Annotated in this window: 23 protein-coding genes; 19 read left to right on the plus strand and 4 right to left on the minus strand. The window is 37.4% G+C overall.

Annotated features, from left to right (window positions below):
• The first annotated feature begins 55 nt into the window (after positions 1-55).
• The 4 genes from ACOZIR_RS19390 to ACOZIR_RS19405 all read left to right on the plus strand — a co-directional run bounded on the left by ACOZIR_RS19390 (position 56) and on the right by ACOZIR_RS19405 (position 6046).
• The gene (locus tag ACOZIR_RS19390) at positions 56-730 is read left to right on the plus strand and encodes a response regulator transcription factor (RefSeq protein WP_028413601.1); all 675 of its coding nucleotides are present in this window, start codon (positions 56-58) and stop codon (positions 728-730) included.
• The gene (locus ACOZIR_RS19395; RefSeq protein WP_045295165.1) at positions 720-2147 is read left to right on the plus strand and encodes a sensor histidine kinase; all 1428 of its coding nucleotides are present in this window, start codon (positions 720-722) and stop codon (positions 2145-2147) included. The genes ACOZIR_RS19390 and ACOZIR_RS19395 overlap by 11 nt, the downstream gene beginning before the upstream one ends.
• A 515-nt stretch (positions 2148-2662) precedes the next feature.
• A complete protein-coding gene (locus tag ACOZIR_RS19400; protein WP_421535756.1) occupies positions 2663-4027 on the plus strand; it encodes an allantoinase in 1365 nt (454 codons plus the stop codon).
• 528 nt (positions 4028-4555) lie between these two features.
• On the plus strand, positions 4556-6046 hold the full coding sequence (locus tag ACOZIR_RS19405) for a peptide MFS transporter (protein ID WP_029714107.1): 1491 nt from the start codon (positions 4556-4558) through the stop codon (positions 6044-6046).
• 27 nt (positions 6047-6073) lie between these two features.
• Here the strand turns inward: ACOZIR_RS19405 and ACOZIR_RS19410 are convergent, their stop codons facing one another.
• A complete protein-coding gene (locus ACOZIR_RS19410) occupies positions 6074-6478 on the minus strand; it encodes a hypothetical protein (RefSeq protein WP_045295159.1) in 405 nt (134 codons plus the stop codon).
• 498 nt (positions 6479-6976) lie between these two features.
• On the opposite strand from ACOZIR_RS19410, the gene ACOZIR_RS19415 reads away from it, so the two are divergent.
• Positions 6977-8686 carry an NAD-dependent malic enzyme gene (locus tag ACOZIR_RS19415; protein ID WP_045295157.1) on the plus strand — a complete coding sequence of 570 codons (1710 nt, stop codon included), beginning with the start codon at positions 6977-6979 and terminating at the stop codon, positions 8684-8686.
• Between the two features lie 143 nt (positions 8687-8829).
• Positions 8830-10173: a 2-hydroxycarboxylate transporter family protein gene (locus ACOZIR_RS19420; protein ID WP_045295156.1), complete on the plus strand. Its 1344-nt coding sequence runs from the start codon at positions 8830-8832 to the stop codon at positions 10171-10173.
• A 48-nt stretch (positions 10174-10221) separates the two neighbouring features.
• Here ACOZIR_RS19420 and ACOZIR_RS19425 read toward each other — a convergent pair whose 3' ends face one another.
• Both ACOZIR_RS19425 and ACOZIR_RS19430 read right to left on the minus strand, forming a co-directional pair.
• The gene (locus tag ACOZIR_RS19425; protein WP_045295154.1) at positions 10222-11043 is read right to left on the minus strand and encodes a Cof-type HAD-IIB family hydrolase; all 822 of its coding nucleotides are present in this window, start codon (positions 11041-11043) and stop codon (positions 10222-10224) included.
• Positions 11044-11522: 479 nt separating this feature from the next.
• Complete coding sequence (locus ACOZIR_RS19430) at positions 11523-12548, minus strand: LLM class flavin-dependent oxidoreductase (protein ID WP_045290616.1); 1026 nt, start codon at positions 12546-12548, stop codon at positions 11523-11525.
• A gap of 328 nt (positions 12549-12876) precedes the next feature.
• Here ACOZIR_RS19430 and ACOZIR_RS19435 point away from each other — a divergent pair, with 328 nt between their 5' ends.
• The 12 genes from ACOZIR_RS19435 to ACOZIR_RS19490 all read left to right on the plus strand — a co-directional run bounded on the left by ACOZIR_RS19435 (position 12877) and on the right by ACOZIR_RS19490 (position 21931).
• On the plus strand, positions 12877-13407 hold the full coding sequence (locus tag ACOZIR_RS19435; RefSeq protein ID WP_310878686.1) for a hypothetical protein: 531 nt from the start codon (positions 12877-12879) through the stop codon (positions 13405-13407).
• A 10-nt stretch (positions 13408-13417) separates the two neighbouring features.
• The gene (locus tag ACOZIR_RS19440) at positions 13418-13960 is read left to right on the plus strand and encodes a GNAT family N-acetyltransferase (RefSeq protein ID WP_421535757.1); all 543 of its coding nucleotides are present in this window, start codon (positions 13418-13420) and stop codon (positions 13958-13960) included.
• 26 nt (positions 13961-13986) lie between these two features.
• Positions 13987-14253 carry a glutaredoxin family protein gene (locus tag ACOZIR_RS19445; protein ID WP_045290612.1) on the plus strand — a complete coding sequence of 89 codons (267 nt, stop codon included), beginning with the start codon at positions 13987-13989 and terminating at the stop codon, positions 14251-14253.
• Positions 14254-14322: 69 nt separating this feature from the next.
• Positions 14323-15144 (plus strand): amino acid ABC transporter substrate-binding protein, encoded by an 822-nt coding sequence (locus tag ACOZIR_RS19450; RefSeq protein WP_045290611.1) that lies wholly within the window; start codon positions 14323-14325, stop codon positions 15142-15144.
• Between the two features lie 74 nt (positions 15145-15218).
• Positions 15219-15917, plus strand: a complete 699-nt coding sequence (locus tag ACOZIR_RS19455) for an amino acid ABC transporter permease (RefSeq protein WP_045290610.1) — start codon at positions 15219-15221, stop codon at positions 15915-15917.
• 27 nt (positions 15918-15944) lie between these two features.
• A complete protein-coding gene (locus tag ACOZIR_RS19460; protein WP_045290608.1) occupies positions 15945-16655 on the plus strand; it encodes an amino acid ABC transporter permease in 711 nt (236 codons plus the stop codon).
• Entirely contained in the window at positions 16652-17425 is a 774-nt protein-coding gene (locus ACOZIR_RS19465; protein WP_045290606.1) for an amino acid ABC transporter ATP-binding protein, read from the plus strand. The genes ACOZIR_RS19460 and ACOZIR_RS19465 overlap by 4 nt, the downstream gene beginning before the upstream one ends.
• A gap of 165 nt (positions 17426-17590) precedes the next feature.
• Entirely contained in the window at positions 17591-18313 is a 723-nt protein-coding gene (locus ACOZIR_RS19470; RefSeq protein WP_045290603.1) for a riboflavin kinase, read from the plus strand.
• A 1-nt stretch (position 18314) separates the two neighbouring features.
• Positions 18315-19637, plus strand: coding sequence for an LLM class flavin-dependent oxidoreductase (locus ACOZIR_RS19475; protein WP_310878687.1), 1323 nt, complete (start codon positions 18315-18317; stop codon positions 19635-19637).
• Positions 19638-20053: 416 nt separating this feature from the next.
• A complete protein-coding gene (locus ACOZIR_RS19480) occupies positions 20054-20557 on the plus strand; it encodes a hypothetical protein (protein WP_237758391.1) in 504 nt (167 codons plus the stop codon).
• Positions 20558-20653: 96 nt separating this feature from the next.
• Positions 20654-21652, plus strand: coding sequence for an N-acetylmuramoyl-L-alanine amidase family protein (locus ACOZIR_RS19485; protein ID WP_045290597.1), 999 nt, complete (start codon positions 20654-20656; stop codon positions 21650-21652).
• Between the two features lie 99 nt (positions 21653-21751).
• Positions 21752-21931, plus strand: coding sequence for a hypothetical protein (locus ACOZIR_RS19490; RefSeq protein ID WP_025752091.1), 180 nt, complete (start codon positions 21752-21754; stop codon positions 21929-21931).
• Positions 21932-21987: 56 nt separating this feature from the next.
• Here ACOZIR_RS19490 and ACOZIR_RS19495 read toward each other — a convergent pair whose 3' ends face one another.
• The gene (locus tag ACOZIR_RS19495) at positions 21988-22368 is read right to left on the minus strand and encodes a plasmid mobilization protein (RefSeq protein WP_013056777.1); all 381 of its coding nucleotides are present in this window, start codon (positions 22366-22368) and stop codon (positions 21988-21990) included.
• Positions 22369-22840: 472 nt separating this feature from the next.
• On the opposite strand from ACOZIR_RS19495, the gene ACOZIR_RS19500 reads away from it, so the two are divergent.
• On the plus strand, positions 22841-24700 hold the full coding sequence (locus ACOZIR_RS19500) for an N-acetylmuramoyl-L-alanine amidase (RefSeq protein WP_421535758.1): 1860 nt from the start codon (positions 22841-22843) through the stop codon (positions 24698-24700).
• Positions 24701-24836: the final 136 nt, after the last annotated feature.

Below are 24836 nucleotides of genomic sequence, written 5' to 3' on the forward strand. Positions count from 1 at the left end.
AAGTAAACAAAAGGATGCAGGGAAATGTATCAAACGAAGGAAGGAGTTACGCAGAATGAACGTACTGCTAGCAGAAGATGATTTGCAGCTAGGTGAATTAGTTAGTTATATGCTGAAGAAAAAAGGAGGCTATAACGTCGAATGGGTGACGGAAGGGAATGATGCATATGACTATGCATCTGAAGCACATTATGATGTGTTAATTCTTGACTGGATGATGCCCAATGGGGACGGAATCGATGTATGTAAACGTCTAAGAAAAGAAGGATACGCCGGGGCCATTCTTATGTTAACAGCAAAAGATGCAGTTCAAGATCGTATACAAGGCTTAGATGCGGGAGCGGATGATTACGTTATTAAGCCATTTGAAATTGACGAGCTGCTTGCAAGGCTTCGCGCTTTGGCTCGTCGTAATTATGCACCAATCTTAGAAGAAGAAGTAGAGATTGCAAGCATGATATTAAAAAGAGCAAGTCAAACCGTGCAGTTTGACGAGGAGTTTATTCAATTAAGTCCTCGTGAATTTCAACTGCTAGATTTTTTAGTAAAAAACAAAGGACAAGTTCTTTCTCGAGATATTATTTTAGACAGGGTATGGGGATATGAATCAGATGTTTCGATTAAAACGATTGATGCGACGGTTAAACTTTTGCGAAAAAAACTAGAGAAATTCAACAAACAAGATCTTATTCAAAGCATTCGTGGAGTAGGCTACAAAATTGAAAGCTAAACTTCTTACGAGGGCTAAACAGAAAGTAAAACAAAAAGTAAAACAAGATTTATTCAGCCAGACGCAAAATCGTTTAACATTCCGATACAGCGCATTGCTAATGCTGTTTCTGCTTTTATTCGTATTTATTGTTTATGCATTGGTGTATGTGGTTGTATCCAATAGTCAACAGCAAAACTTAAATAGCATGTTAAAACAAGAGTCTCGAATTGTCCAAAGCATCTTAATTAAACAAGCGGTAAACAGCTCGAATCAACAGTCGAAAGAAGAGTACAAAAACATTGTCGTAGCCGGTGAAGACCAGTTTTTTTATTATGTCATCAGTCCTGAAGGGGACCTTATTATGGGCAACGAAGCGAGTGAGCGTCTTCGCTCTACCTTGTTAGATTTAATTGATGGATGGATCCCTATTGAAAATGAGGTGCGAAAAGAACGAATAAAAGCCCCACGTCCTAGTTTTGAACACATTGAAGGAGTAAAAGGGCAAAACGGAGAAGGCAAAATAGATATTGATTTAATGATGGCGGGGGAACCTATTTTTTATAAAGGTCAATTTTTAGGGATGCTTTATATTGGAAAAGACGTTTCGTTTCTTTATCAGCTGTTAAAGTGGCTCCTCATTATTATGCTGAGCCTTACCGTACTGTTTGTAGGAGTAGCCATTTATATCAGCCGCTTAATGTCAAAACGTGCGATGGTCCCAATTGAAACAGCTTTCCAAAAGCAAAAAGAGTTTGTGGCGGATGCATCCCATGAGTTAAGAACGCCGCTTAGCGTTATGCTTTCTTCTATTAACGCTTTAGAAATGCAGGAGGAAGTAACAGAAGATCCTTTCTCTAAAAAATTAATTAATAATATGAAAGCTGAAGTGAAGCGGATGACGAGTCTCGTCAGTGATTTACTTACGCTTGCACGCTCAGATTCTAATAAAGTAGAAAAAGCAATGATGCCATTTGATATTACAGATGCGGTACAAAAGGTAATGGAATCGGTTGAAACTCTAGCGATTTCCAAACATATTGATTTGCAGTTAGATACGCCCGAAAAATTAGTCGTAACTGGAGATCAAGAGCGTCTAACTCAGCTGATTTACATTTTGTTAGACAATGCTATTAAATATACGACTCCTCATGGAAGTGTAAACATTCAAGTGGTTCAGCATGGGAGTGAATGTATATTAAAAGTACGTGATACAGGGGTTGGAATTCATCCCGACGAAAAGGATCGAATCTTTGACCGCTTTTATCGTGCTGATAAATCCCGATCCCGTCAAATGGGAGGTCACGGGCTAGGCCTAGCAATCGCTAAATGGATTGTAGAAACACATAAAGGAAAAATTGACGTAGAAAGCGAACAAGAAAAAGGAAGTACATTTACAGTAAGGCTGCCAATGTCACAAAAAGTAAAAAAGAGTTAAAAGACGCTGTGACAAAATTAGCTGAAGGAAGATCCGAACGAGCTTGATTCTTGATTGGGAATCAAACTCGTTCGGATTTTTTATGGTTAGAGTGGACGTAGGCTTCATGTATGCAGTTGCTTCTAGCTGTGGATTGGAGGGCAAGGCGAAAAACTCCTGCGAGAAAAACGAAATAGGTGAGCCCCCGCAGAAAGCGAAGGGTTGCACGGAAATCAATAGCAGGGTCACAAGCAATTATACTAGCTCATTTATCCAATTTGTTCGTCCATTGATTTAGTTATGTCGCAACCTCTTTTTAATTAGGGAAAGTGACCAAATGAAAAAAAGTTAAGACAAGATGGTGGATAAAAAATCAGATAATTCAGTTATATTTCCTGACTTAATAATCAGTCTGTGTGTCAGGGTTCTTTACAATGATAAAGACTTTTTAAAGGAAACAGTGCATGATAGAACAATAGCAGACTACTTCGTTTAATAAAAAGATGAAGTAATTAAGTAAAGGAGAGTTTGATAACATGTACGATTTAATTATTCGGGATGGTTCGGTCGTATTAGAAGACGAAATAGTAAAAGCGGATATAGGTATTAAAAAAGGAAAGATTGCAGAAATAGCGCAAGGTGTTAGCACACCAGCAAAAAAATACGTAGATGCTAAAGGCAAATATGTTCTGCCTGGAATGATTGATATTCACGTGCATTTCGATGAACCGAGCCGAGACCATTGGGAAGGGTTTGACTACGGTTCAGCATCTATGGCTGCAGGAGGCTGCACTACATATTTTGATATGCCTTTAAACGGCGTTCCTCCTACCGTAACAGAAGCAGCGCTGTGGGAAAAGAAAACGCTGGCTGATCAGAAGTCAGTAGTAGATTATGGTCTATGGGGAGGGTTGGTTCCTGGTAATAAAGAAGAATTAGCTAAAATGGCTCATTCGGGTGTAATAGGTTTTAAAGCATTTATGTCAGAAGCCGGTTCTGAATTTGATTTCTCAGATGACCTCACATTATACGAAGGAATGAAAGAGATTGCGAAACTAAACAAGGTGCTTGCCCTGCATGCTGAAAGAAATGATTTAATACAAAAGCTTGAACAGGCTAAACAGAAGCAAAAGCAAACTGCTATTAAGGATTATTTAGAAACGCGACCTGTTCTAGCAGAAGTAAACGCAGTAAAGCAAGCGCTTGAGTATGGTGGAAAAACAGGATGTCCGCTTCACTTTGTACACATTAGCAGCTATGAAGCCGTGCAGCTTATTACGGAAGCAAAGAAGAATGGGGTGAACGTTACGCTGGAAACTTGTCCGCATTATTTGCTTTTTACAGAGGAAGACTTTGAAGAAATTGGGGTAACGGCTAAGTGTGCACCTCCTCTTCGCAGCAGGAGTCAGAAAGAAAAATTATGGGCTTGTATTCAATCAGAGGAAGTAGATATGATTTCTTCAGATCATTCTCCCTGCCCGATTGAGTTAAAGACAGCTCATCAGAATGATTTATTTAAAGTTTGGGGTGGAATATCAGGCGGTCAGTACTCTTTGCAAGCAATGATTAGTGAGGGAGCCATCACTAGAGGGATTTCTCTTTCACACATTTCAAAGCTTGTATCAACCAATCCAGCTAAACGATTCGGTTTATATCCTAAAAAAGGAAGCATTTTGCTAGGATCCGATGCGGATTTGGTTATTGTTGATCTGGATCAAACTGAAAAAGTGACAAAAGAAGGAATGTTTTTCAAACATAAGCACAGTATATATGAAGGAACGGTATTTAATAGCGTTATTTTAACTACCATTAATAGAGGAACGATTGTATACACTAAAGAAGAAGGTGTGTTTCCTCTTCACAAAGGACAAATGGTAAACGGTGAATACGTAAAAATGTAGCTACAGTACAAAAAGAGGTAAAAAATAAACCTTTTATCTCTTTTTTTACATAGAAAAATGAGGATGACTTATATTAAAGGTATTACATAGGTGAAAAAATAGTATCTACTATAACAAAAGAGACATTTTTAAAGAGGGTTTTATTATTTTAAAAAAGTATATTTCCGGTTGAGGGAAGCATAATGAAAAAATAATAAAGCTTCTTTTTTAATATAAAGAAAAAATTCCCAAAAAGAAAAATATTATCTGGTTGTATGAAAAGTAGATAATCAGATGCTTTGTAATCAAGGGTTTTGTATAAAAAAAAATTCAAAAAGATATTTTAAGAAAAGAAATCTTGATTTAAAGCTTTTTATAGGTGCAATTTTATAATGGAAAACCGTATTTTATGCACTCATTGTAAAATTCTGATATTGACAGAATCATTTTATAAGAATAAAATTTTCTTGTTTCTATTTTTTTATATCATCATAATTTTTTGACAGTTTTGTCTATGATGGTTTACGGTTGAAAGAGAGGTTAAGGAATATGTCGGTAGAGAGAGAAAAAGTGTATGAAACAGTTCCTCAAAAAGGATTCTTCGGACATCCTAAAGGGTTATTTACCTTGTTCTTTACAGAATTCTGGGAGCGTTTTTCATACTATGGAATGCGTGCGCTACTTGTATTGTACATGTACGATACAATTGCAAATGGTGGATTAGGAATGGAACAAGGAACCGCTTTAGCGATCTTTTCTATTTATGGTTCCCTTGTTTATATGTCTGGAATTATTGGCGGTTGGATTGCAGACCGCATTTTAGGTACGTCTAATACGGTGTTTTACGGCGGTATATTTATTATGCTGGGACATTTAGTGCTTGCATTGCCAGCAGGTGTAACAGCGCTGTTTATTTCAATGTTCTTAATTATTATTGGAACAGGTTTATTAAAACCCAACGTTTCGAGCGTTGTAGGTGATATGTATAGCCCGACTGATAACCGTCGAGATGCTGGATTTAGTATCTTCTATATGGGTGTAAATGCAGGTGCATTTATCGCACCGCTAGTTGTTTCAACAGTAGGGGAAAAATATAATTATCACTTAGGTTTTGGAATCGCAGCAGTAGGAATGCTTTTAGGTCTAATTGTATTTATGGCTACACGAGGTAAAACCTTAGGTCGTGCAGGTAGACAAGTTCCAAACCCTTTAAAACCAGAAGAACGCAAAAAAGTATTTGGTACTATTGCATTTGCTGTAGTTGTACTTGCTATCTTTATTGTACTGACTTCTTTAGCAGGTATTTTAACAGTTGAAGGCGTTATTTTATTTGTAAGTATTTTAGCGATTGTTATTCCTATTATTTACTTTGTGGTTATGTATAAGAGTCCCAAGACAACAGCTGATGAGCGTTCACGCGTATTGGCTTATATCCCTCTTTTTATTTCTGGAGTAATGTTCTGGGCAATTCAAGAGCAGGGGTCAACAATTTTAGCAACGTATGCAAAAGATCATACACAGCTAACGTATGGCGGCTTTAAAATTCCAGTTGGCTGGTTCCAATCGTTAAATCCGTTATTCATTATTATATTTGCCCCAGTTTTTGCAGCGATTTGGGTGAAATTAGGAAACAGACAGCCTTCTACACCAAAGAAGTTTTCATTAGGACTATTATTTGCAGGACTTTCTTTCCTTGTTATGGTTATTCCAGCTAGTATTCATGGAAATGAAACGTTAGCGAGCCCGCTTTGGTTAGTGCTAAGCTTCTTCTTAGTTGTAGTTGGAGAGCTTTGTTTATCACCAGTAGGGTTATCAACTACAACAAAATTAGCACCTGCAGCGTTTTCTGCTCAAACGATGAGTTTATGGTTCTTAACAAGCGCAGCGGCGCAGGCAATCAACGCTCAGCTTGTTCAATACTATGAAAACATTTCGCAAGTTGTTTATTTTGCTGCATTGGGTGGAGTGTCGGTCATTTTAGGTGTAATCGTGCTAATGATTTCGCCAAAAATTCAGCGTTTAATGAAAGGTGTTCAATAAGAAAAACCGTCCTTAAGGACGGTTTTTTTATGATTTATTTGAAAAAATATTCATGAAGGAGGCGTAGGTCTGATCGTCCTCACCCTCATAGAACGCAAGATTTAAAAGTCTGTTAAGTTCGTTTGTTGATTTTTCAGTTTCTGCAATAATTTGATGCATATGAGCAATCTTAGACATAGATCCGTTGCCATGAGCATTTTTGATTTGATTTAATGTTAAATGAAGCGATAAGACCTCTCGGCGGAGAGCTTGTCTTAATTCAGAAGAAGCAGGGATAAAAAAGCGTTTATAAAAATAACTGGCTTCTTCAAACACCAATTCTCCATTTTCTAGCTCTTTAACCGCAATTTCTTTAATCTCTTGATCGTCTAATCGACTGGCCGCTTCTTCGATAAGAAATCCAAAAATAATAGCTGTGTCTGGTTTTAACATACAATAACCTCCATTATTATAAAAAAGAACTATGTAATTTATATGTATAGATAGAAAGGAAAGAATATTCATAGTAATTCATTAATCAGCATAGACAAAAAAATAAAAAATATTCTTTTATAGGCAAACTAAAATTATTTCAAAATAAATTTTTTATAATTAAACATTTTTTCCATATTAAAGGATTATTTTGGCTTTCAAAAAGAGATGAATAGAATAAAGAGGGTTCTTAGTACCTATATAAAAAGAAAATTGATAAAAGATATTAAATTCAGAAATTTCTACCTCTTTATAACTAAAAAATTGCTCTACTAAAATAGTTGACAGCAGAAATAGATAGGCATAAAATATACTATTGTCAAATGAATTAGCAAGCTATTCATAAAAAGTTAACGGACATTTGAATAATATGAGTAATATCCATATAAGGTATCAATTACTTAAATCTAACCAACTTGTATGCTTGTCATACAAGTCTACAGAAAGGAAGATCGTCGTATGCGCAACGTATTTTTTGCAGATAATGAAACAATTGAAACGACTTTACGTGGGAAAGAAATTTTAGGAGCTCCAATGTTAAACAAAGGAGTAGCTTTTACAAAAGAAGAGCGTAAAACGTTAGGATTAGAAGGTTTACTTCCTCCAATGACTTTAACTTTAGATGAGCAGGCAAAACGTGCATATGAGCAATTTTTAGCTCAGGCAGATAACCTTGGTAAGAATGTGTATTTAAACGATTTACAGAACCGTAATGCTGTATTATTTTATCGTTTATTGCAAGATCACTTAAAAGAAATGCTTCCGGTTGTTTATACACCAACAGTTGGACAAGCAATCCAAGAATACAGCCATGAATATCGCCGTCCGGGGGGCGTATACTTGTCAATCGATAATGTAGAAGGCATTGAAGAAGCTCTTAAAAATATCGATGCAAATAGTGAAGACATTGATTTAATGGTTATTACAGATTCAGAAAGTATTTTAGGAATTGGTGACTGGGGCGTTGGCGGTATTAATATTGCTATCGGTAAATTAGCCGTGTACACAGCTGCAGCAGGAATTGATCCAAGCAGAGTACTTCCAGTTGTTCTTGATGTAGGAACAAACAATGAAAAATTATTAAATGATCCTTTATATATCGGAAACCGTCATGAACGTATCCGCGGTGAACGCTATGATCATTTCGTAGATCAATTCATTTCAAAATCTCTTGAAATATTCCCTAATGCACTGTTACACTGGGAAGACTTCGGTAACGTAAATGCTCGTAACATTATTAACAAGTACGGAAAAGAAATTCTAACGTTTAATGATGATATTCAAGGAACAGGTGCCGTGACGCTTGCCGCTATTTTCTCAGCAGTTCAAGTGTCTAAAATGCCGCTTCGTGACCACCGTGTTTTAATCTTTGGACCAGGTACAGCAGGTATCGGTATTGCAGATCAAGTACGTGATGCAATGGTATTAGACGGGATCACAGAAGATGAAGCATACAAAAACTTCTGGGCAGTCGATTTTCGAGGTCTTTTAACAGATGATATGGACGACTTATTAGGTTTCCAAACGCCTTATGCCCGAAAAGCAGAAGAAGTGAAGGACTGGAACCGTGAAGAAGACAAAATTTCTCTTTTAGAAGTTGTCAGACAAGTTAAGCCGACAATCTTAATTGGTACGTCTGGTGTAGCGGGCGCATTCTCAGAAGAAATCGTAAAAGAAATGGCGAAGCATGTAGAACGCCCAGCTATTTTACCAATGTCAAATCCAACTCCGCTTGCGGAAGCTACTCCTGAAAATCTATTAAATTGGACAGAAGGAAAAGCACTTGTAGCAACTGGCAGTCCGTTTGAACCAGTTAACTACGATGGTGTAGAATATGAAATTGGTCAATCTAATAATGCTTTTGTCTTCCCAGGTCTTGGTCTTGGATCAATCGTGGTAAAAGCAGAAGTTATTACAGACAGCATGTTCGCAGCATGTGCACACGCTGTAGCTCAAATGGTAGACAGCAGCAAACCAGGCGCTTCATTACTACCACGCGTAGAAGAATTACGTGAAGTATCATATAACGTTGCTTTAGCGGTTGCTAACGCAGCAATTAAAGATGGCGTTGCAAAAGAAATTCCAGCAGATGTTAAAGCGGCAGTAAAAGCAGCAATGTGGGAACCAACATACAAAGAAATTAAAGCTTTAGAAACAGTAAATGCTTAATTTTTAGATAGAAAAAGCACAGCTTCTGAAAAAAGAAGCTGTGCTTTTTTTAGTTACAAAAAGAATTCTTAAGTTACATAACGTATATAGTTTTTTAAAACTTGTGTATGATTCTCTATATTAGAACCACAGGGGGTTATGAGATGAATACAGCACGTAAATTGGAAACGTTTACTCAAGATTCACAGCCTGAAAATAAGGGTTTTTGGAACCGAATCAACAATATTAAAATAGGAGTTATTCCTCTGCCACTATACGTTTTACTTGCATTAATTGTATATGGCGCGGCCGTTTACAACGAGCTTCCTCCAGATATGATTGGCGGATTTGCGATTATTATGGTAATGGGAATGCTGCTTGGTGATTTAGGATTAAAAATTCCGATTTTAAAAGATATTGGCGGACCAGCTATTTTATCACTGCTTGTACCTTCCGTATTAGTTTTTTATAATGTTTTAAATCCCGCGTCTATGGAAGCGGTAACAACTTTGATGAAAACATCAAACTTTTTATACCTTTATATTTCTTGTTTAGTAGCCGGAAGTATTCTTGGTATGAACCGTAAAGTTTTAATTCAAGGCTTTACACGTATGTTCGTACCGCTTGTATTAGGTACGCTAGTCGCTGTAGCTGCAGGTGTAGCTGTTGGGATGTTATTTGGTTATGGAGCAAAACATACATTTTTCTATATTGTTGTACCGATTATTGGAGGAGGGATTGGTGAAGGTATTTTACCGCTCTCACTTGCTTATTCTCAAATTTTAGGTAGTTCAGCCGAATCTTTTGTGTCGCAAATGATTCCAGCTGCTGTTATTGGAAACATCGTTGCTATCGTATGTGCTGGCTTAATGAAACGTCTAGGAGAGAAAAAGCCAGAATTAACAGGTAATGGAGTTCTTGTGAAGACAAAAGGCGGAGATGGCATCTCAGAAGATACAAATATCAAGAAACCGGTAGATTTTTCGTTAATGGGCGCAGGTCTTTTAATTGCATGTAGTTTCTTTATTTTCGGAGGCTTGGCACATAAATTTTTAGGAATTCCAGGTCCAGTTTTAATGATCGTAGCGGCAACGCTAGTCAAATGTTTACAAGTAATGCCTGCTAAGATGGAGCAAGGTGCTTACCATATGTACAAATTCATTTCTACGAGCTTAACATGGCCGTTAATGGTAGGGCTAGGAATTTTGTATATTCCTCTTGAAGATGTAGTGAAAATTGTGACACCAGGTTATGTAGTCGTATGTGCAGCAGTTGTCATTGCTATGGTAGCAACGGGTTATTTTGTAGGTAAAATGATGAAAATGCATCCAGTGGATGCTGCAATTGTAACCGGCTGTCACAGCGGTTTAGGAGGTACGGGAGACGTAGCGATTTTATCAGCTTCCAACCGTATGTCACTTATGCCATTTGCTCAAGTAGCAACAAGACTTGGAGGCGCTTCCACAGTTATTTTAGCTACGCTTCTTATGAAACTTTTAGGAGTATAAAATCAAAACAAAAAAGCAGTTCGTGTCATGCGAGCTGCTTTTTTTGTCTTATGAAATGCTAACAGGTTTTAAAATAAATTCTTCCACAACTTTTGCCACACCGTCGTTCATGTTTGTATCTGTTACGTGGTTGGCTTTTTCTTTAATATCGTCAGGAGCATTTCCCATTGCTACGCCAAGTCCAGCAAATTCAATCATGGCAAGATCATTATAACTGTCGCCAATGGCAATCACTTCATCGCTTGTAATGCCAAGCTGTTGAATTAATAAGTGGAGACTTGTCCCTTTAGTGACGCCTTCTTCTGTAAATTCAAGGAAGTATGGTTTAGAGCGCATTACGCTTAGCTCTCCTTGAAGCTGCTTTTGAAGTTTCTTTTCAACGTGAACCAGCATTTCCGGTTCTGCAAGCATGAGTACTTTTACAACAGGTTCTGTAACGGCATCAGTAAAAGATGAAACAACACGGATCGGCAGACCAGTAATGTCACTTTCAATATCCGTAAATTTATTTTCTACTTCGGTTATAATTTCATCTCCAACGTACGTATGAATTAAAACGCCTTCTTCGCGGCTAATATCGTTAAGACGTGCAACAGTACGCGGAGATAAGGTGCTGCTAAATAGCTCTTCATTTGTTAGGCAATTAATGATTTTTGCCCCATTAAACGATAAAATAAAGCTTCCGTACTTTTCTAATTCTAGCTCTTTTGCGATGTGAACCATTCCGTAAGTTGGTCGTCCAGAAGCAAGTACAACTTTCACTCCTGATTCTTGCGCCTTCATTAAAGCTTCTTTCGTGCGCGGAGAAATAGTGTGATCATCGCATAATAGTGTATCATCCAAATCTAAAACAATCATTTTGTAAGGCATATTTGTAAATTCCCTTCTTCTACTAGACTCATATCTTCATATGGTACTATAAAAAAACGTTTGATTCAATTTAATGATTTTTTGAAAAAAAGAAGCATGCGTATACTTTGTTTGAACTCCTTGTAAGTAGATCAAACAAAGAAATTGAGACATAACGAAGTCACTCGAATTTATAAACGAACAAATGGGATAAATGATCTAGTATGGATGACTTGTTACACCGCTGTTGATTTCCATGCAGGACTTCGCTTTCCGCGGGCGGGAGCTGAGCCCCCTCGTCGCATACGCTCCTGCGGGGTCTCATCCTTCCGCTTTTTCCACAGGAGTCTGCGTCTTGCCCTCCAATCAACAGCTAGAAGCAACTAAACATATGAAAGCTACATTCATTTTAATAATAAAAAAACGAACAAATAATCAGAATTTTGATTATTTGTTCGTTTTTTTACGTCGACTAAAATTCTTTTGTACCAGCTTCTAGATTAGTAAGCAGCTAGAGTTTGATTCGTTTTCTGGGCGTTTCCTTTGTTGAAAGCTTCTTTTAAGAGCGTGTAAGATCGCTTTTTTTGTTCGAAATTTTGAATAGCAGTAAGTATGATAAATTCATCAATAGAAAACGCCTGTTTCAAAGCTTGCAGTTTTTGACGAACGGTTTCTTTTGTACCGTATATAATGTTTGCTTCTTTTTCTTCAATTCGATAGCTTTCTTTGGACTGTTGACCAAATTCTTCCGCTTTTTCTTTGGAGCCTAGTGTAGCGGACTTTCCATTTTGTAAGTATACTTTAAATATTTTTGTGCTGGATGCTAATGTTTTTGCTTCTTCTACGGTGTCCGCTACGATGACGGAAAGCGCAACGACAAGCGAGCGTGCATGGGATGAAACGTGCTGATTATAGACAGAAATCGCTTCTTCTAGCACTTTTTGATCACCATTAATGAATTGAGCAAATACATAAGGAAGGTTTAATGAACCCGCAAGCTCTGCGCTTGAAGCACTTGCTCCCAGTAAAAATATATCTGCTGATTTTTCCGGCCTTGGATAGGCTTTTAAACCGTAAAGAGGGTGATCTTTTGGCAGCGTATCGTTTAGGTATTGTTTAAGTTCTATCAGTTTGTCTGTTAAGGACTTAGTGGGCTGAGAGTTTTGTTGCAAGGCTTGAGTAGAATGAGGTAGTCCTCCTGGTGCTCTACCGATTCCAAGATCGATGCGATTTGGAGATAATGAGGCTAAAACATTAAAATTTTCTGCTACTTTATAAGGGCTGTAGTGCTGAAGCATAACACCGCCTGAGCCGATACGGATATGATTCGTTTTAGCGAGTAGGTGAGAAATTAACACTTCAGGTGATGATCCTACAACATGTTCAGAGTCATGATGCTCCGCTACCCAAAAGCGGTGGTAGCCAAGTTCTTCTGCTAGCTGAGCTAATTGTATAGTATGCTGAAATGCATCTTCAGCACGCTCACCTTCGTAACGTGGGCTTTGATCTAAAATACTTAATTTCACTGAAAACACTCCTTAAAGTTGATAAAAAAGGTAAGAATAATTGGAATTAATTTTAGCAAAGGATTTTCCAGATGGAAAGAGTTTTTTTAAAAGAAAAATATTTTTTGAAAAATAAGTTGACTTTGCCATTTTGAGGCTATATAGTTGAATCATCAAACAGAAAAACCGATAAAACAACTTGGATAAATAAGAATTAAGTGAGTATGTTTCAAAGACACTTCACTTCATTCTCCGGTTTTATCAAAGAAACAGTTAAAGCTGATTGGTCTACCAAAGGCTCCTGAGGAAACTCCAGGAGCCTTTTTGCTGTAAAAAGGAGGGGAAGAAAGTGAGCGATGTATGTATTTTATATAACGGAAGCTCTCATAATTATCAACAAATAGCCTCAGTGAAAGGTGAGCTAGAAGCTTGCTTAACCTCAAAAGGAGTGGACGCAGAAACTATTTTGTATCATGATGTACACGCTTTGAAGCAGGAAACACAGAAAGAAGTAAAGGCATTTATCTCAAAAGTGAACCAAGCTAAAAGTATTGTCGTTCTGTTATCTGGAGTAAATGAAACATACGTACAGTCTTTTGAACGGCTAACAAAAATAGTGCCGGAAGATTTATTGCATAAAAAAATACTTCTGCCAATTCTTATTGGTGAAAATGTGAATTCTTTACTAAAAGCCAAGTATGATTTAAAACTTTTAGCGTCTTTTTTAGGTAGACCTTATTGGCTCAGCAGTCTTTTTTTGCTGCATGAATACGTCTCTTTTACAGGCATCAACAATGCGAATGCCAAAAGTCGTTTAAAGGAAGCTGTGGATGAGCTGATTTATAAAGCCGATCTATCTCTTCAAACATTTATAAAATGAGGTGAAGAAAATGAGTGAATTATTTCGATTAGCAACCGTAGAAGATGCTAAAGAACTGTTGGATTTAACGCTTCGAGCATACGAGCCGATTCGAAAGCTAGGAATTAAGTTTCCTGCCGCAACGGCAACGATTGAACTTGTAAAAGAAAACATTCAAAACAGCCGCTGCTATGTGCTGGAAAGTGATGAAAAAATCGTAGCTACGATTACAGCAAGAACGTATAAAGAAATAACGAACTGGCCTTTCTTATGGTGGTTTGCTGTAGATCCATTGGTTAAAAAGAAAGGAGTAGGTTCTAAACTCTTAACGTGGGTTGAAGAAACCATTATTCGAGATCAACTGGGGGCTCCTGCTGTTACATTAGCTACTTCTGACCGACACCCATGGTTGATTCCTATGTATGAAAGAAAAGGGTATGAACGCTTTTTTGAAGTCGATCAAGGAGAAGAAGGAAAAGAAGGAAAAGAAGGAAAAGGCGTATTCTTAAGGAAGATCTTACATCCCGAAAGATATGAGTTAGAAAAACATAAGGAGTTAAAACAAGCTAATTAATCATTTAAAAGAAAAGAGGAGAAACCATGTCAGTAAAAATTTTATTATGGAATCGAAAAGGTTGTCATCATTGCGAGGAACTAAAAGCATATTTTTATGAGAAAGGATATCAATATGAAAGTATCGATGTAGAAGGAAAAGATTATTTGCGGGATTTACTTGAAATTAAATACGGTATTCGCTATGTACCGGTCGTTGAAATTGGAGACGAGGGGCAGTTTAAAGGAGTAATTGAAAAAGATTATGAACAAATAGAAAAGTTGATTAAAGACTATTCACCAATCGTTAAATAGCTGCAACATCCATTTTATTAATTCGTTAAAACAATAAATTATTTTGAGACATAGTGAGGGACAAAACACATGAAAAAGCTACAGCTGACAGCTATCTTTTTATCACTTCTTTTATTATTAGCCGCTTGCGGAACACCCAATAAAGAAACAGCAGCTAACGCAAGCAAAGACAAAGTGCAAAAAATTATTGTAGGAACGGGTACGCAATTTCCGAACATTTGCTTTCTTGATGACAAAGGAAATCTAACGGGGTATGACGTAGAGCTTGTTAAAGAAATAGACAAACGTCTTCCAAACTATAAGTTTGAATTTAAAACAATGGATTTTTCTAATTTACTTTTGAGCTTGGAATCCAACAAAATTGATTTAGTAGCCCATCAGATGGAAGTGAATGAAGAAAGAAAACAAAAGTTCTTGTTTAATAAAGAACCTTATAATATCTTTCCGCTGCATGTAGTTGTAAATGAAAAAAATACGTCGATTAAATCAATTAAAGATTTGAGCGGTAAAAAGGTAATTGTAGGAGCAACGAGTAACTCTGCTAACTTAATCGATAAGTATAACAAAGAACATGGAGATAAAATTGATATCGTTTATTCAGGCCAAGGATCTGATGATGCAAAAACGCAGCTAAAAACAGGACGTGCGGACGCTACAATTAGTACGCCGTTTGCAGTTGACTTTGTCAATAAGCAAGCGGACGCAGAGCAAAAAGTTGTAGGACCTGCTATTTCAAATTCAAAAGTATATTTTATGCTTCGAAAAAATGAAACAGGTTTACAAAAAAATGTTGATAAAGCGCTAAAAGAAATAAAAGAAGACGGAACATTGACAAAATTAAGCAAAAAATGGCTAGGAGAAGATTATACAAAAGCAGCTGGAAATAACTAAAGCACTTACTGTGACCCAAGCCTTGAAATTGGGTCCTTTCGCTACCTGCAGAGGGAAACAAAGGAGAGAAAAAGATGGGAAAAGCATTTGATATAGAGCTGATTTTCACCTCTATTCCTCAATTATTATCTTATTTGCATATTACAATTTGGATTTTGATTGCTTCACTTTTGATTGGCAGTACCTTGGGATTGTTTATTGCGCTGCCTCGTATTTATAAAGTACCGGTGTTAAGTCAATTAGCAGCAGTTTATATTTCTTTTATGAGGGGGACGCCTATTTTAATTCAATTATTTTTAGTTTTTTACGGGGTACCTGCCCTTTTACAATTGATTCATATTGACGTTTCTAGAATGGTTCCGCTCGTATTTGTAATTATCACGTATTCACTGAGCACGGCGGCGTCTTTTTCTGAAATGATGCGCGGTGCCATTAATAGTGTAGATAAAGGGCAAACTGAAGCAGCGTATAGTGTAGGAATGACCGGAAAACAAACGTTCACTCGAATTGTGCTGCCGCAAGCTCTCGTTGTAGCCTTTCCTAACTTTGGAAACCTTGTGATTGGGTCCTTAAAAGATACGTCTTTAGCCTTTACCATTGGTGTGATGGATATGATGGGAAGAGGAGATACCATTATCGCTGCAACGGCTCATGCAGTTGAAGTATATATTGCACTTGCCATTATTTATTATTTTGTAGCCATTATATTAGAGAAATTTTTTATGAAATCCGAACAGAAGCTGCAAAAACACGATCAGCCTGTTCATGTATAAAACGAGCTTACTAAAAGAGGTGTAAACATGATTATTGACGTACCGTTTATATGGACGGCATTTGTAGAAATTTTGAAGGCATTACCTTTAACACTCCTTATTACCATCGGTCCATTACTAGGCGGATTGCTTATTGGTATTGCTGTTGCGGCTGTAAGAATTAATTCAGTGAAAATAATAACGCCTATTGCTAACGTATACGTATCATTTTTCCGAGGAACGCCTGCTATTCTTCATATTATGGTTATTTACCTAGGGTTCCCGCTATTTATTAATAAATTATCGAGCTACTATGGATGGGGCTTCAATGCAAACAGCATTCCTATTGTCGTATTTGTATTAATCGCTTTGTCTTTTACAGCGGGAGCTTATATGTCAGAGATCATTCGCTCTGGTTTGTTAGCTGTAGAAAAAGGACAAATTGAGGGTGCGTATTCCATTGGAATGAATCGTTTTCAATCGATGAAAAGAATTGTTTTTCCACAGGCGTTTGCTTTGTCTTTACCGAATTTATGTAATATCTTCATCGGCTTTTTGCATACGTCTTCTATCGCATTCATCGTCTCGCAAAAAGAGTTAAACGGTGCAGCTAATATCGTAGCTTCAAATAATCTTAAGTTTCTGGAAGCCTATATTGCTGCCGCCCTTATTTATTGGATGCTGACGATGTTAATAGAAGGAATAACGGCGCTGCTTGAACGAAAGTTAACGGTTTATAATCGAGGAGGGGTTGTATGATTACATTAACAAATATTAAAAAAACATTTGGTCAACACACAGTATTGGACGGTATTGATTTAATTGTTAAAAAAGGGGATGTTGTAACCATTTTAGGGCCGAGTGGCTCTGGAAAGACTACGTTTCTACGCTGCATTAATTTCTTAGAAAAAGCAGATGAAGGAGAAGTTTCGATTGATCAATTTACGGTGCAGTGCCAAAAGCCAAACCGCAAAGACATTTTAACTCTTCGCCAAAAAACAACGATGGTTTTTCAGCAATACAATTTGTTCAAACACAAAACCGTTATTGAAAATATTATGGAGGGGCTAGTTATTGTTCAAAAGCTGCCAAAGGAAGAAGCGAAACAACGCAGTTTAGACGTTCTTGAAAAAGTTGGGCTTGTTGAAAAAGCAAATGCATATCCAAGTCAGTTATCAGGAGGTCAACAGCAGCGAGTGGGCATTGCTAGAGCGCTTGCTTTGAATCCTGAAGTCATTTTATTTGATGAGCCGACGTCTGCTTTGGACCCCGAACTGGTTGGTGAAGTGCTGTCTGTTATTCGTAAAATTGCTGAAGAAGGAATTACGATGATTATTGTTACGCACGAAATGAGCTTTGCCCGTGAAGTCTCTAATCACGTTGTGTTTATGGACGGAGGCAAAATTGTCGAACAAGGTCATCCTGATGAAATATTTTTAAATCCAAAAGAAGATCGAACAAAGCAATTTTTCAAGCGTATTAACCCAACACATTCTCCTTACTCTTATGTTTATGAAAAAACAATCTAATATTTTAATTTAAAACCTACTTGACTCATAGGAATAATAAGTATATGATAAAATCATCAAATTAAACAAACCGACTAGATCACTAGAGGTTCTTTGCACAATGTCACGCATTGTGCAAAGAACCTTTTATTTTTAACTAGACTTAAGGGAAGAAGGGTGAACGTAGTGAATAGAGGAGCATTAAAAGCTAAAACAAGCAAAAAACTTATTATAAAAGGCCTGGTTGTACCTGGAAGGCAGCAAGGAAGACATTTGGGTTTTCCAACAGCTAATATAGATACTCAGCATGAGGAATTAAAAAATGGCGTGTATGGTGTCCTCGTTCATCTGCGGGGACTTGAACATATAGGAGTTATGAATGTAGGCGTTAAGCCGACATTTGGATCGGAACTATCTAAAACATTTGAGGTTCATATTTTGGATTTTAACGACGTTATTTATGGAGAGACAGTTCAATGCGACGTGATCTTTCGGGTGCGAGGAGAGAAAAAGTTCCCTTCTATTGAGTTTTTAAAGCATCAAATTAAAGCCGATACGCTGCAAGTTAAGCAAAGATTTCAACATATGGGCTATGTATCTAGTGAACATACAGCTTCCAAGCTAGGGCAAGCGCGGTATTTAAATCTTCCTGATCTACAGTTTTTTAATTGGTGCCACAGTCAATTCAGAGTCAATAAAGGGATTTACAATACAATCGATCAATGGTTTTATGACGAAGGAATTGAAAATATTTACCCTAGAAGAGTTCACGTTATCGCTTTTTTACAATTTGCACAAGAAGGAAATGAAAGAAAGATAGAAAAAGAAGGAGTCCTTCGCTTTGGAGCAGGCGGTTTAACCAATCAATTACGAGAATTTATGAATGGGTATGAAAAAGGAGAATGGTAATATGACACATCAAAGACAATTAAAGCTAGGGGCTATTATTCATGGAGTCGGAGGAAATATGGGGGCGTGGAGACACCCTGAAATTTTGTCAGATGCCAGCGTAAATTTCGATTTTTACAAGCAGCAGGCTCAAAAAGCGGAAGAAGGAAAATTTGATTTAGTGTTCATTGCCGATGGGTTATATATTAATGAAAAATCGCTTCCGCATTTTTTGAATCGTTTTGAACCTCTTACTATTCTATCAGCACTTGCTTCTGTCACTTCTCATATTGGTTTAGTCGGCACTCTATCGACTTCGTATAGCGAACCGTTTACGGTGGCTAGACAATTTGCTTCACTTGATCATATTAGCAGCGGCCGAGCGGGATGGAATGTTGTCACATCTCCATTAGAAGGATCTGCGCTTAACTATGGAAAAGAGCACCCCACTCATGACAAACGCTATAGAATAGCTGAAGAGTTTCTAGAAGTAACAAAGGGATTATGGGATTCTTGGGAAGATGATGCTTTTATTCGAAATAAAGAAACCGGACAATTTTTTGAGGAGAAAAAGCTGCACCGATTGCATCACAAAGGCGAATTTTTTTCTGTAGAAGGCCCGTTAAACATTGGCCGCTCAGCTCAGGGGCAGCCCGTAGTGTTTCAAGCAGGCTCTTCTGAAAGCGGCAAAGATCTAGCCGCAAAAACGGCTGACGCAGTGTTTACGGGACAAGATAATTTAGAAGAAGCAAAAGCTTTTTACCAAGATGTAAAATCAAGAGCCGCAGCGCAAGGGCGCAATGAAAACGAACTTTTAATTTTCCCGGGAATAGGTCCTATTATTGGTAGTACAACCGAAGAAGCCGAAAGAAAATATGAAGAACTTGCTCAATTGGTAACAATTGAACATGCGCTAAACTATTTAGGACGCTTTTTCGATCATTTTGATTTTTCACAGTTTCCATTAGAGGAGGCATTTCCTGACTTAGGGGATATAGGAAGTAATAGTTTCCGAAGTACAACCGACAAAATTAAAGAAAATGCTAAAAAATATAAGTGGACACTCCGAGAAGCAGCGCTGCGAATTGCTACACCTAAAACACAATTTATTGGGACGCCAGAGCATATCGCTAATTTGATGGAACAGTGGTTTGAAGAAAAAGGAGCTGACGGCTTTATTATTCATTCAAGCGTTCCGCATGGCTTAGATGACTTTGTTGAACACGTTGTACCAATACTGCAAGAAAGAGGCTTATATCGTACAGAATACGAAGGGAGTACGTTAAGAAGTAACTTGCAGCTGAATGTTCCTAAAAATCGCTACACACAGGTGAAAGTTAACTGAAGTAGATTCAAAGATACCGGGAAAAAATTATTTTAGCTGAAGTGAAAAATGAACTATTAATCGAAATCTTTTGATTGATAGTTCGTTTTTTTTGTTATGGTGAACGCAGGTTTCATCTGTTTAATTCCCTTTAGCAGTTGATTGGAGGGCAAGGTGAAGACTCCCGCGAAAGCAAAGTCTTGCATGGAAATCAACGGCCGTGTAACAAGCCATCCATATGAGCTCATGTTTCCCGTTTGCTCGTCTTTAGATTGAATTAATTTAGTTATGTCTCGACCTTTTTTAATATTTTTAATATTAAAAATATGGTAAAATTCTTTTTGTAGGTTATTCGTTTCAGTTCATAAGGCCTAAAGGGTTTTGAATACCCGGAAAGGAGTCAAATGGAAAAAAGACATAAAAGTAAGAAGGAGCATATGATTATTTGGATATCTTTATCCGTTTTTTTAGTCGGTGGAGGAGCGACAGGATGGATATTGTACCAAAACGGAAAAATTCCTTTTTTATCACAGCAAAGTATAAAAGCAAGTGCCATTAAAGTGAATCAACAAAAAGTTGATAAGTTGGAAAGCAGCGATCAGCAGGCAAAAGATTTTATAGCTGAACATCATGACGTACTAAATGATTTGACGGGGTGGAGTGCCATTGAGCACCCAGACTGGTCTGCCGTACAAGAAGAAGCGACAGCCATTAAAAATACGATTGGGACGATTGAAGTAAAAGATTCTGTTTTAAAGAAAGACTTTGAGCATATGGAGAAGCTCGCTGGACAGCTAGAGCAGACGAAAGATCAAGCACTGTTAAAAGAACTTCATCGTTATTTTCATGACTTAGATGTTGTGATCAATGAAGACGATGGATCAAATACATATTTTGATGTTACCAGCTATGGTAAATCAGTTGTAAAGACTTCTAAATGAGCCATAGCAAAAAGTTTTATACATAAAAGTAGTTTTGTATAACAAACGTCTTCGCTTATTCATGCATATGCTACGGATAAGGAGGAGACAGGTTATATGAAAAAAATTTATTTAGATGCAGGTCACGGAGGGGCAGATCTAGGGGCTGTAGCCAGCGGATTATATGAAAAAGACGTAGTGTTAGCTGTTCAACAGCACATCATCTCTTTTCTTTCTACTCACTATCAAGGATTTTCTTTTTATACAACGCGTACAGCCGATGTGTTTTTGTCATTAAATGAACGGGTCAACAATGCCAATGCGTGGGGTGCTGATGTATACTTATCTATTCATATAAATTCAGGCGGCGAAACGGGATATGAAGATTTTATTTATAGCAAAAATATAAATAACCAAACCATTGTGTTCCGAAACGATATTCATGATCATGTGAAATTTGTTCTCACCAAATACAACCACTCTAACCGAGGCAGAAAATTGGCTAATTATAGTGTGTTAAGGCGTTCATATATGCCGTCTGTACTAACTGAAATTGGGTTTATTGATACAGAACACGATGCAAAGCTCTTAAAAAACCCTCAATTTCTAAAAGATATGGGGGTGGCATATGCAAAAGGGATTGCGCAGTTTTTAAACTTGGAGCCTACGGCCACAAAGTCTGTGGAAGCCTCTGACGCGGAAAGTTTTTCAAAACCTACTTCTTTATATAAACCTTTATGGATAAAAACAACCGAGGATACCTATACGTATAAGGATGCAAATATGTCAGGGAGAACAGGTTCTTTAAAAAAGAATACCCTCTTTCAAGTTTATAGTGAAACACATGCAGCCTGGATAATTGATAGAGAACATTTTATTGAAAAAAAAGATACAATGATTGAAGGAGAAACTATCACAACTGCGGAATTAACAAAAGAAGATGTGGAAGCATTAAAATTGTTTGTGACGGAAGAAAAATTAGAAACAGCCGCAACCTTTTCCGAAGAAGGAGCTTCGGTAGCCATCATTACACTTCACGATAAAAAAATACTGAATGTAAAAGCATTTTTAGATAGAGAAAAATGGTGGTATAAAGCTGAACGGATAAAAAAATAGTAAAAAAACCTGCTTGTTTTTTGAAGCTTTCACCCTAGTAATTTTACTTATTTTTGATAGAATATAAAGAGCTGAATCGTAAAGATGCATAAAGGTGTGATGGAAATGGAAGAACAACAAGAAGCGATTGACTTAACAAAAGTATATGTCTATGAGGAGTTTCCGGATAAAGTTGCAGGCAGATGCGATAACTGTGGACATGTGAAATTTAAAAGCTTAGTAAAAGACTTTATTTTTATCCGTACATGCGCAAAGTGCGGCATGAAAAAAAGTATTTAAATCCCTACTTCTTTATAAAAAACGCTCTTTTCTGAAATGAAAAGAGCGTTTTTTCTCTATTTAACGTATAAATGATCGCTAAGCTGCTCTGAAATAGTTTCTACATCTTCTTGCACATGTTTTTGTTTTTTCATCATTTCTAACAGGATTTCTTCAAGGTTCTGTGAATGATTTTGCTTATCTTTTGGTTTATGTAAATACTTTGCGATTTGATGCATATTATTGCTTAGCCGGCTTAGCTCAGACTCAATTTTTCGCAGGTTAACTAATAGTTCCACACCTGCTTCTTTGCCGATTAAAGGCGGCTTAACTTTTCCATCCATAATAAATTTTCGAATGAGAGACGTTCGTTTTAAATTATAGTGTTCAATAAGTTCCTCTAGTTTTTCTTTTTCTTCTTCATTTAACTTAATTGCTGGAATGCTGTGTCCTCTCATAAGGTATCTCCTTTCAAGAGCAGTTCTTGCTGCGTTCAATCATATGTAAACATTCTCTTGTCTTTAATAATAGCAACCTTTTCCATGGTTAACTATGGTGAAAAGTTACTAAAATATCGAACGTACAGTCTGTTAAAAAACTGGTAAATTAAGAAATTTGGTTTAGTAATAGTTGAATTATAGAAGGAATGACATTATCTACAATATTGCTGCCTTTTTAATAAAGCAGCAAAAGGGATGAATGTACCGCTGTTGTCCTCAAGCATTTTTGATAGCGCAGCTTTAAAGAAGAGGGATGATTTTTATCAATTTTTCATCGTACCACATCTTTCCTCCTAGTAACTCTGTCGAATCTTCTAGACTATTGTCTCAAGGGAATAGAAAGAAAGAAGACGAAATGGTTGAGAACGAGGTAAAGTCATATTATGTCTTTATTTACCTCATTTACATACTTTACGGGGGGGGAATACGTTTGAAACTAAAAAAACGATTAAAACTAAACAAGATAGGGGGAGCTATGCTTGCGGCTGGGGTCATGTGTACATCTTATACGCCTATTCATTCGCTACAAGCGCCTGCAGTCGCTCAGGCTGCAGAGAATCAGTCGGATTCTTTGGAGCTGGCATTTGTACAAGCATCTAAAGAATTTGGTGTGCCAGCTTCGCTTTTAAAAGCAATTTCCTACAACAAGTCGCGCTGGGAAAGTCATAATGGAAAACCTAGCGCAGCCGGCGGATACGGTCTGATGCATTTAACAGACATCCCTTCTTTAGAGGATGGAAAAGGAAACGGAACTGCGTCTTCACAACCAGCATATGACAAACAGCAAACGCTCTCCTTAGCTGCTAAGCTGCTTAAGTCCGATAAAGAAAGATTAAAAAACGATCCTGTGCAAAATATTCGCGGTGGAGCTGCTGTACTAGCCTTTATGGCAAAAGACAAAAATGGAAACGTACCGTCTACTGATCAGAAATGGTACGATGCAGTCGCCGCTTACAGTTCTTCTCAGGATAAAGAAAACGCTCAAGTATTTGCCGATGATGTATATGAAACGCTGGAAAAAGGAGCAGAGCGTACAACATCAGACGGACAGCATCTTAAAATTTCTCCTCAAAATATAGATATGTCGATTCCTCGCGCTGAAAATTCCAATACGAATAAAGCGGATTGTCCGGCATCTTTAAAATGTGAATACATTCCTGCTTTTTACGGGAAATTCAGCGAAAGTCCTTCAGATTACGGAAACTATGATCTTGCAAATCGTCAAAAATCAGATGTTCGCTATATTGTTATTCATGATACAGAAGTAAGTTATGACGGAACGATTGATTTATTTGCTAACCCTAATAGAGCAGCTGCAAACTATGTCATACGTTCAAGTGATGGCCACATTGCACAGATGATTGATAACAAAGATGTAGCATGGCATGCAGGAAACTGGTATTTTAATACGCACAGTATTGGAATTGAACATGAAGGGTTCGCCCTTGAAGGATCCACGTGGTTTACAGAAGAAATGTACCGTTCTTCAGCAAGACTCGTACGCCACCTTGCCAAAGAATATAATATTCCATTAGACCGAGCTCATATTATCGGTCATGACGAGGTACCGGGTTTGTCTCCTAAGGCTCAATCAGGTATGCATTCAGATCCTGGGCCGTTTTGGGATTGGGGGCACTATATGGATTTAGTAGGAAACCCAGTCGAGCGCCAGCATACAAACAAACTAGCCGTTACAATTAATCCCGTCTTTAAAAACAATCAGCCGGAGGTATCAGATGCACCAAAGCAGCCGGCCAACTTTGTGTATTTGCATCAAGCTCCTAGCAATGATTCGCCGCTACTGAATGAGCCTGCAGCTTCAGGGCCAGGAACGAAACAAACGTTAGACTGGGGAAGCAAAGCTGTAACTGGACAAACGTATGCAGTGGCTGAGACAAAAGGAGAATGGACAGCAATTTGGTACGGAGGACAAAAAGCGTGGTTTTATAATCCGCATAATCAAAATACGAGTAAAGGTACGGGCATATTATTAACGCCAAAAGCAGGAAAAGAAAGCATTCAAGTGTACGGAGGAGCTTTCCCGGAAGCTTCGGCTTATCCTTCTGATATCCCGGTTAAAGACATGGTCCCACTTCAGTATACAATCTCTCCGGATCAGGTGTACGTAGGGGTAGAAAAAGTAAAGAGTGACTATTACTATGCACCCAATTTTACAACAAATCCAAACGATCACAAAATGATTGTTGGAAAAGATGAATATTATCAAATTTATTTTAATCACCGCTATGCGTTTGTAAAAGCTTCGGATGTAGAGGTTAAAAGACACTAGAATAGAGTGGTAACAAAAAAGGAAGAGACAGGGTGTATAAAGGATATGTCTCTTTCTTTTCTTTTAAAAACCAAAAAAATTTAGAATGTTATTGATACTTTTTTAGCTTATGATCTTTTTAAAAAAGGAAGGAATG

This window comes from Priestia sp. D3YE.R1 (genome assembly GCF_049199565.1).
GTDB lineage: Bacteria > Bacillota > Bacilli > Bacillales > Bacillaceae_H > Priestia > Priestia aryabhattai.

Bases quoted from the DNA above. Each gene is read 5' to 3' on its own strand.
- ACOZIR_RS19390 (WP_028413601.1), top strand. From the start codon at position 56: ATGAACGTACTGCTAGCAGAAGATGATTTGCAGCTAGGTGAATTAGTT.
- ACOZIR_RS19400 (WP_421535756.1), top strand. From the start codon at position 2,663: ATGTACGATTTAATTATTCGGGATGGTTCGGTCGTATTAGAAGACGAA.
- ACOZIR_RS19405 (WP_029714107.1), top strand. From the start codon at position 4,556: ATGTCGGTAGAGAGAGAAAAAGTGTATGAAACAGTTCCTCAAAAAGGA.
- ACOZIR_RS19410 (WP_045295159.1), bottom strand. From the start codon at position 6,478: ATGTTAAAACCAGACACAGCTATTATTTTTGGATTTCTTATCGAAGAA.
- ACOZIR_RS19415 (WP_045295157.1), top strand. From the start codon at position 6,977: ATGCGCAACGTATTTTTTGCAGATAATGAAACAATTGAAACGACTTTA.
- ACOZIR_RS19420 (WP_045295156.1), top strand. From the start codon at position 8,830: ATGAATACAGCACGTAAATTGGAAACGTTTACTCAAGATTCACAGCCT.
- ACOZIR_RS19425 (WP_045295154.1), bottom strand. From the start codon at position 11,043: ATGCCTTACAAAATGATTGTTTTAGATTTGGATGATACACTATTATGC.
- ACOZIR_RS19440 (WP_421535757.1), top strand. From the start codon at position 13,418: ATGAGTGAATTATTTCGATTAGCAACCGTAGAAGATGCTAAAGAACTG.
- ACOZIR_RS19445 (WP_045290612.1), top strand. From the start codon at position 13,987: ATGTCAGTAAAAATTTTATTATGGAATCGAAAAGGTTGTCATCATTGC.
- ACOZIR_RS19450 (WP_045290611.1), top strand. From the start codon at position 14,323: ATGAAAAAGCTACAGCTGACAGCTATCTTTTTATCACTTCTTTTATTA.
- ACOZIR_RS19455 (WP_045290610.1), top strand. From the start codon at position 15,219: ATGGGAAAAGCATTTGATATAGAGCTGATTTTCACCTCTATTCCTCAA.
- ACOZIR_RS19460 (WP_045290608.1), top strand. From the start codon at position 15,945: ATGATTATTGACGTACCGTTTATATGGACGGCATTTGTAGAAATTTTG.
- ACOZIR_RS19465 (WP_045290606.1), top strand. From the start codon at position 16,652: ATGATTACATTAACAAATATTAAAAAAACATTTGGTCAACACACAGTA.
- ACOZIR_RS19475 (WP_310878687.1), top strand. From the start codon at position 18,315: ATGACACATCAAAGACAATTAAAGCTAGGGGCTATTATTCATGGAGTC.
- ACOZIR_RS19480 (WP_237758391.1), top strand. From the start codon at position 20,054: ATGATTATTTGGATATCTTTATCCGTTTTTTTAGTCGGTGGAGGAGCG.
- ACOZIR_RS19485 (WP_045290597.1), top strand. From the start codon at position 20,654: ATGAAAAAAATTTATTTAGATGCAGGTCACGGAGGGGCAGATCTAGGG.
- ACOZIR_RS19490 (WP_025752091.1), top strand. From the start codon at position 21,752: ATGGAAATGGAAGAACAACAAGAAGCGATTGACTTAACAAAAGTATAT.
- ACOZIR_RS19495 (WP_013056777.1), bottom strand. From the start codon at position 22,368: ATGAGAGGACACAGCATTCCAGCAATTAAGTTAAATGAAGAAGAAAAA.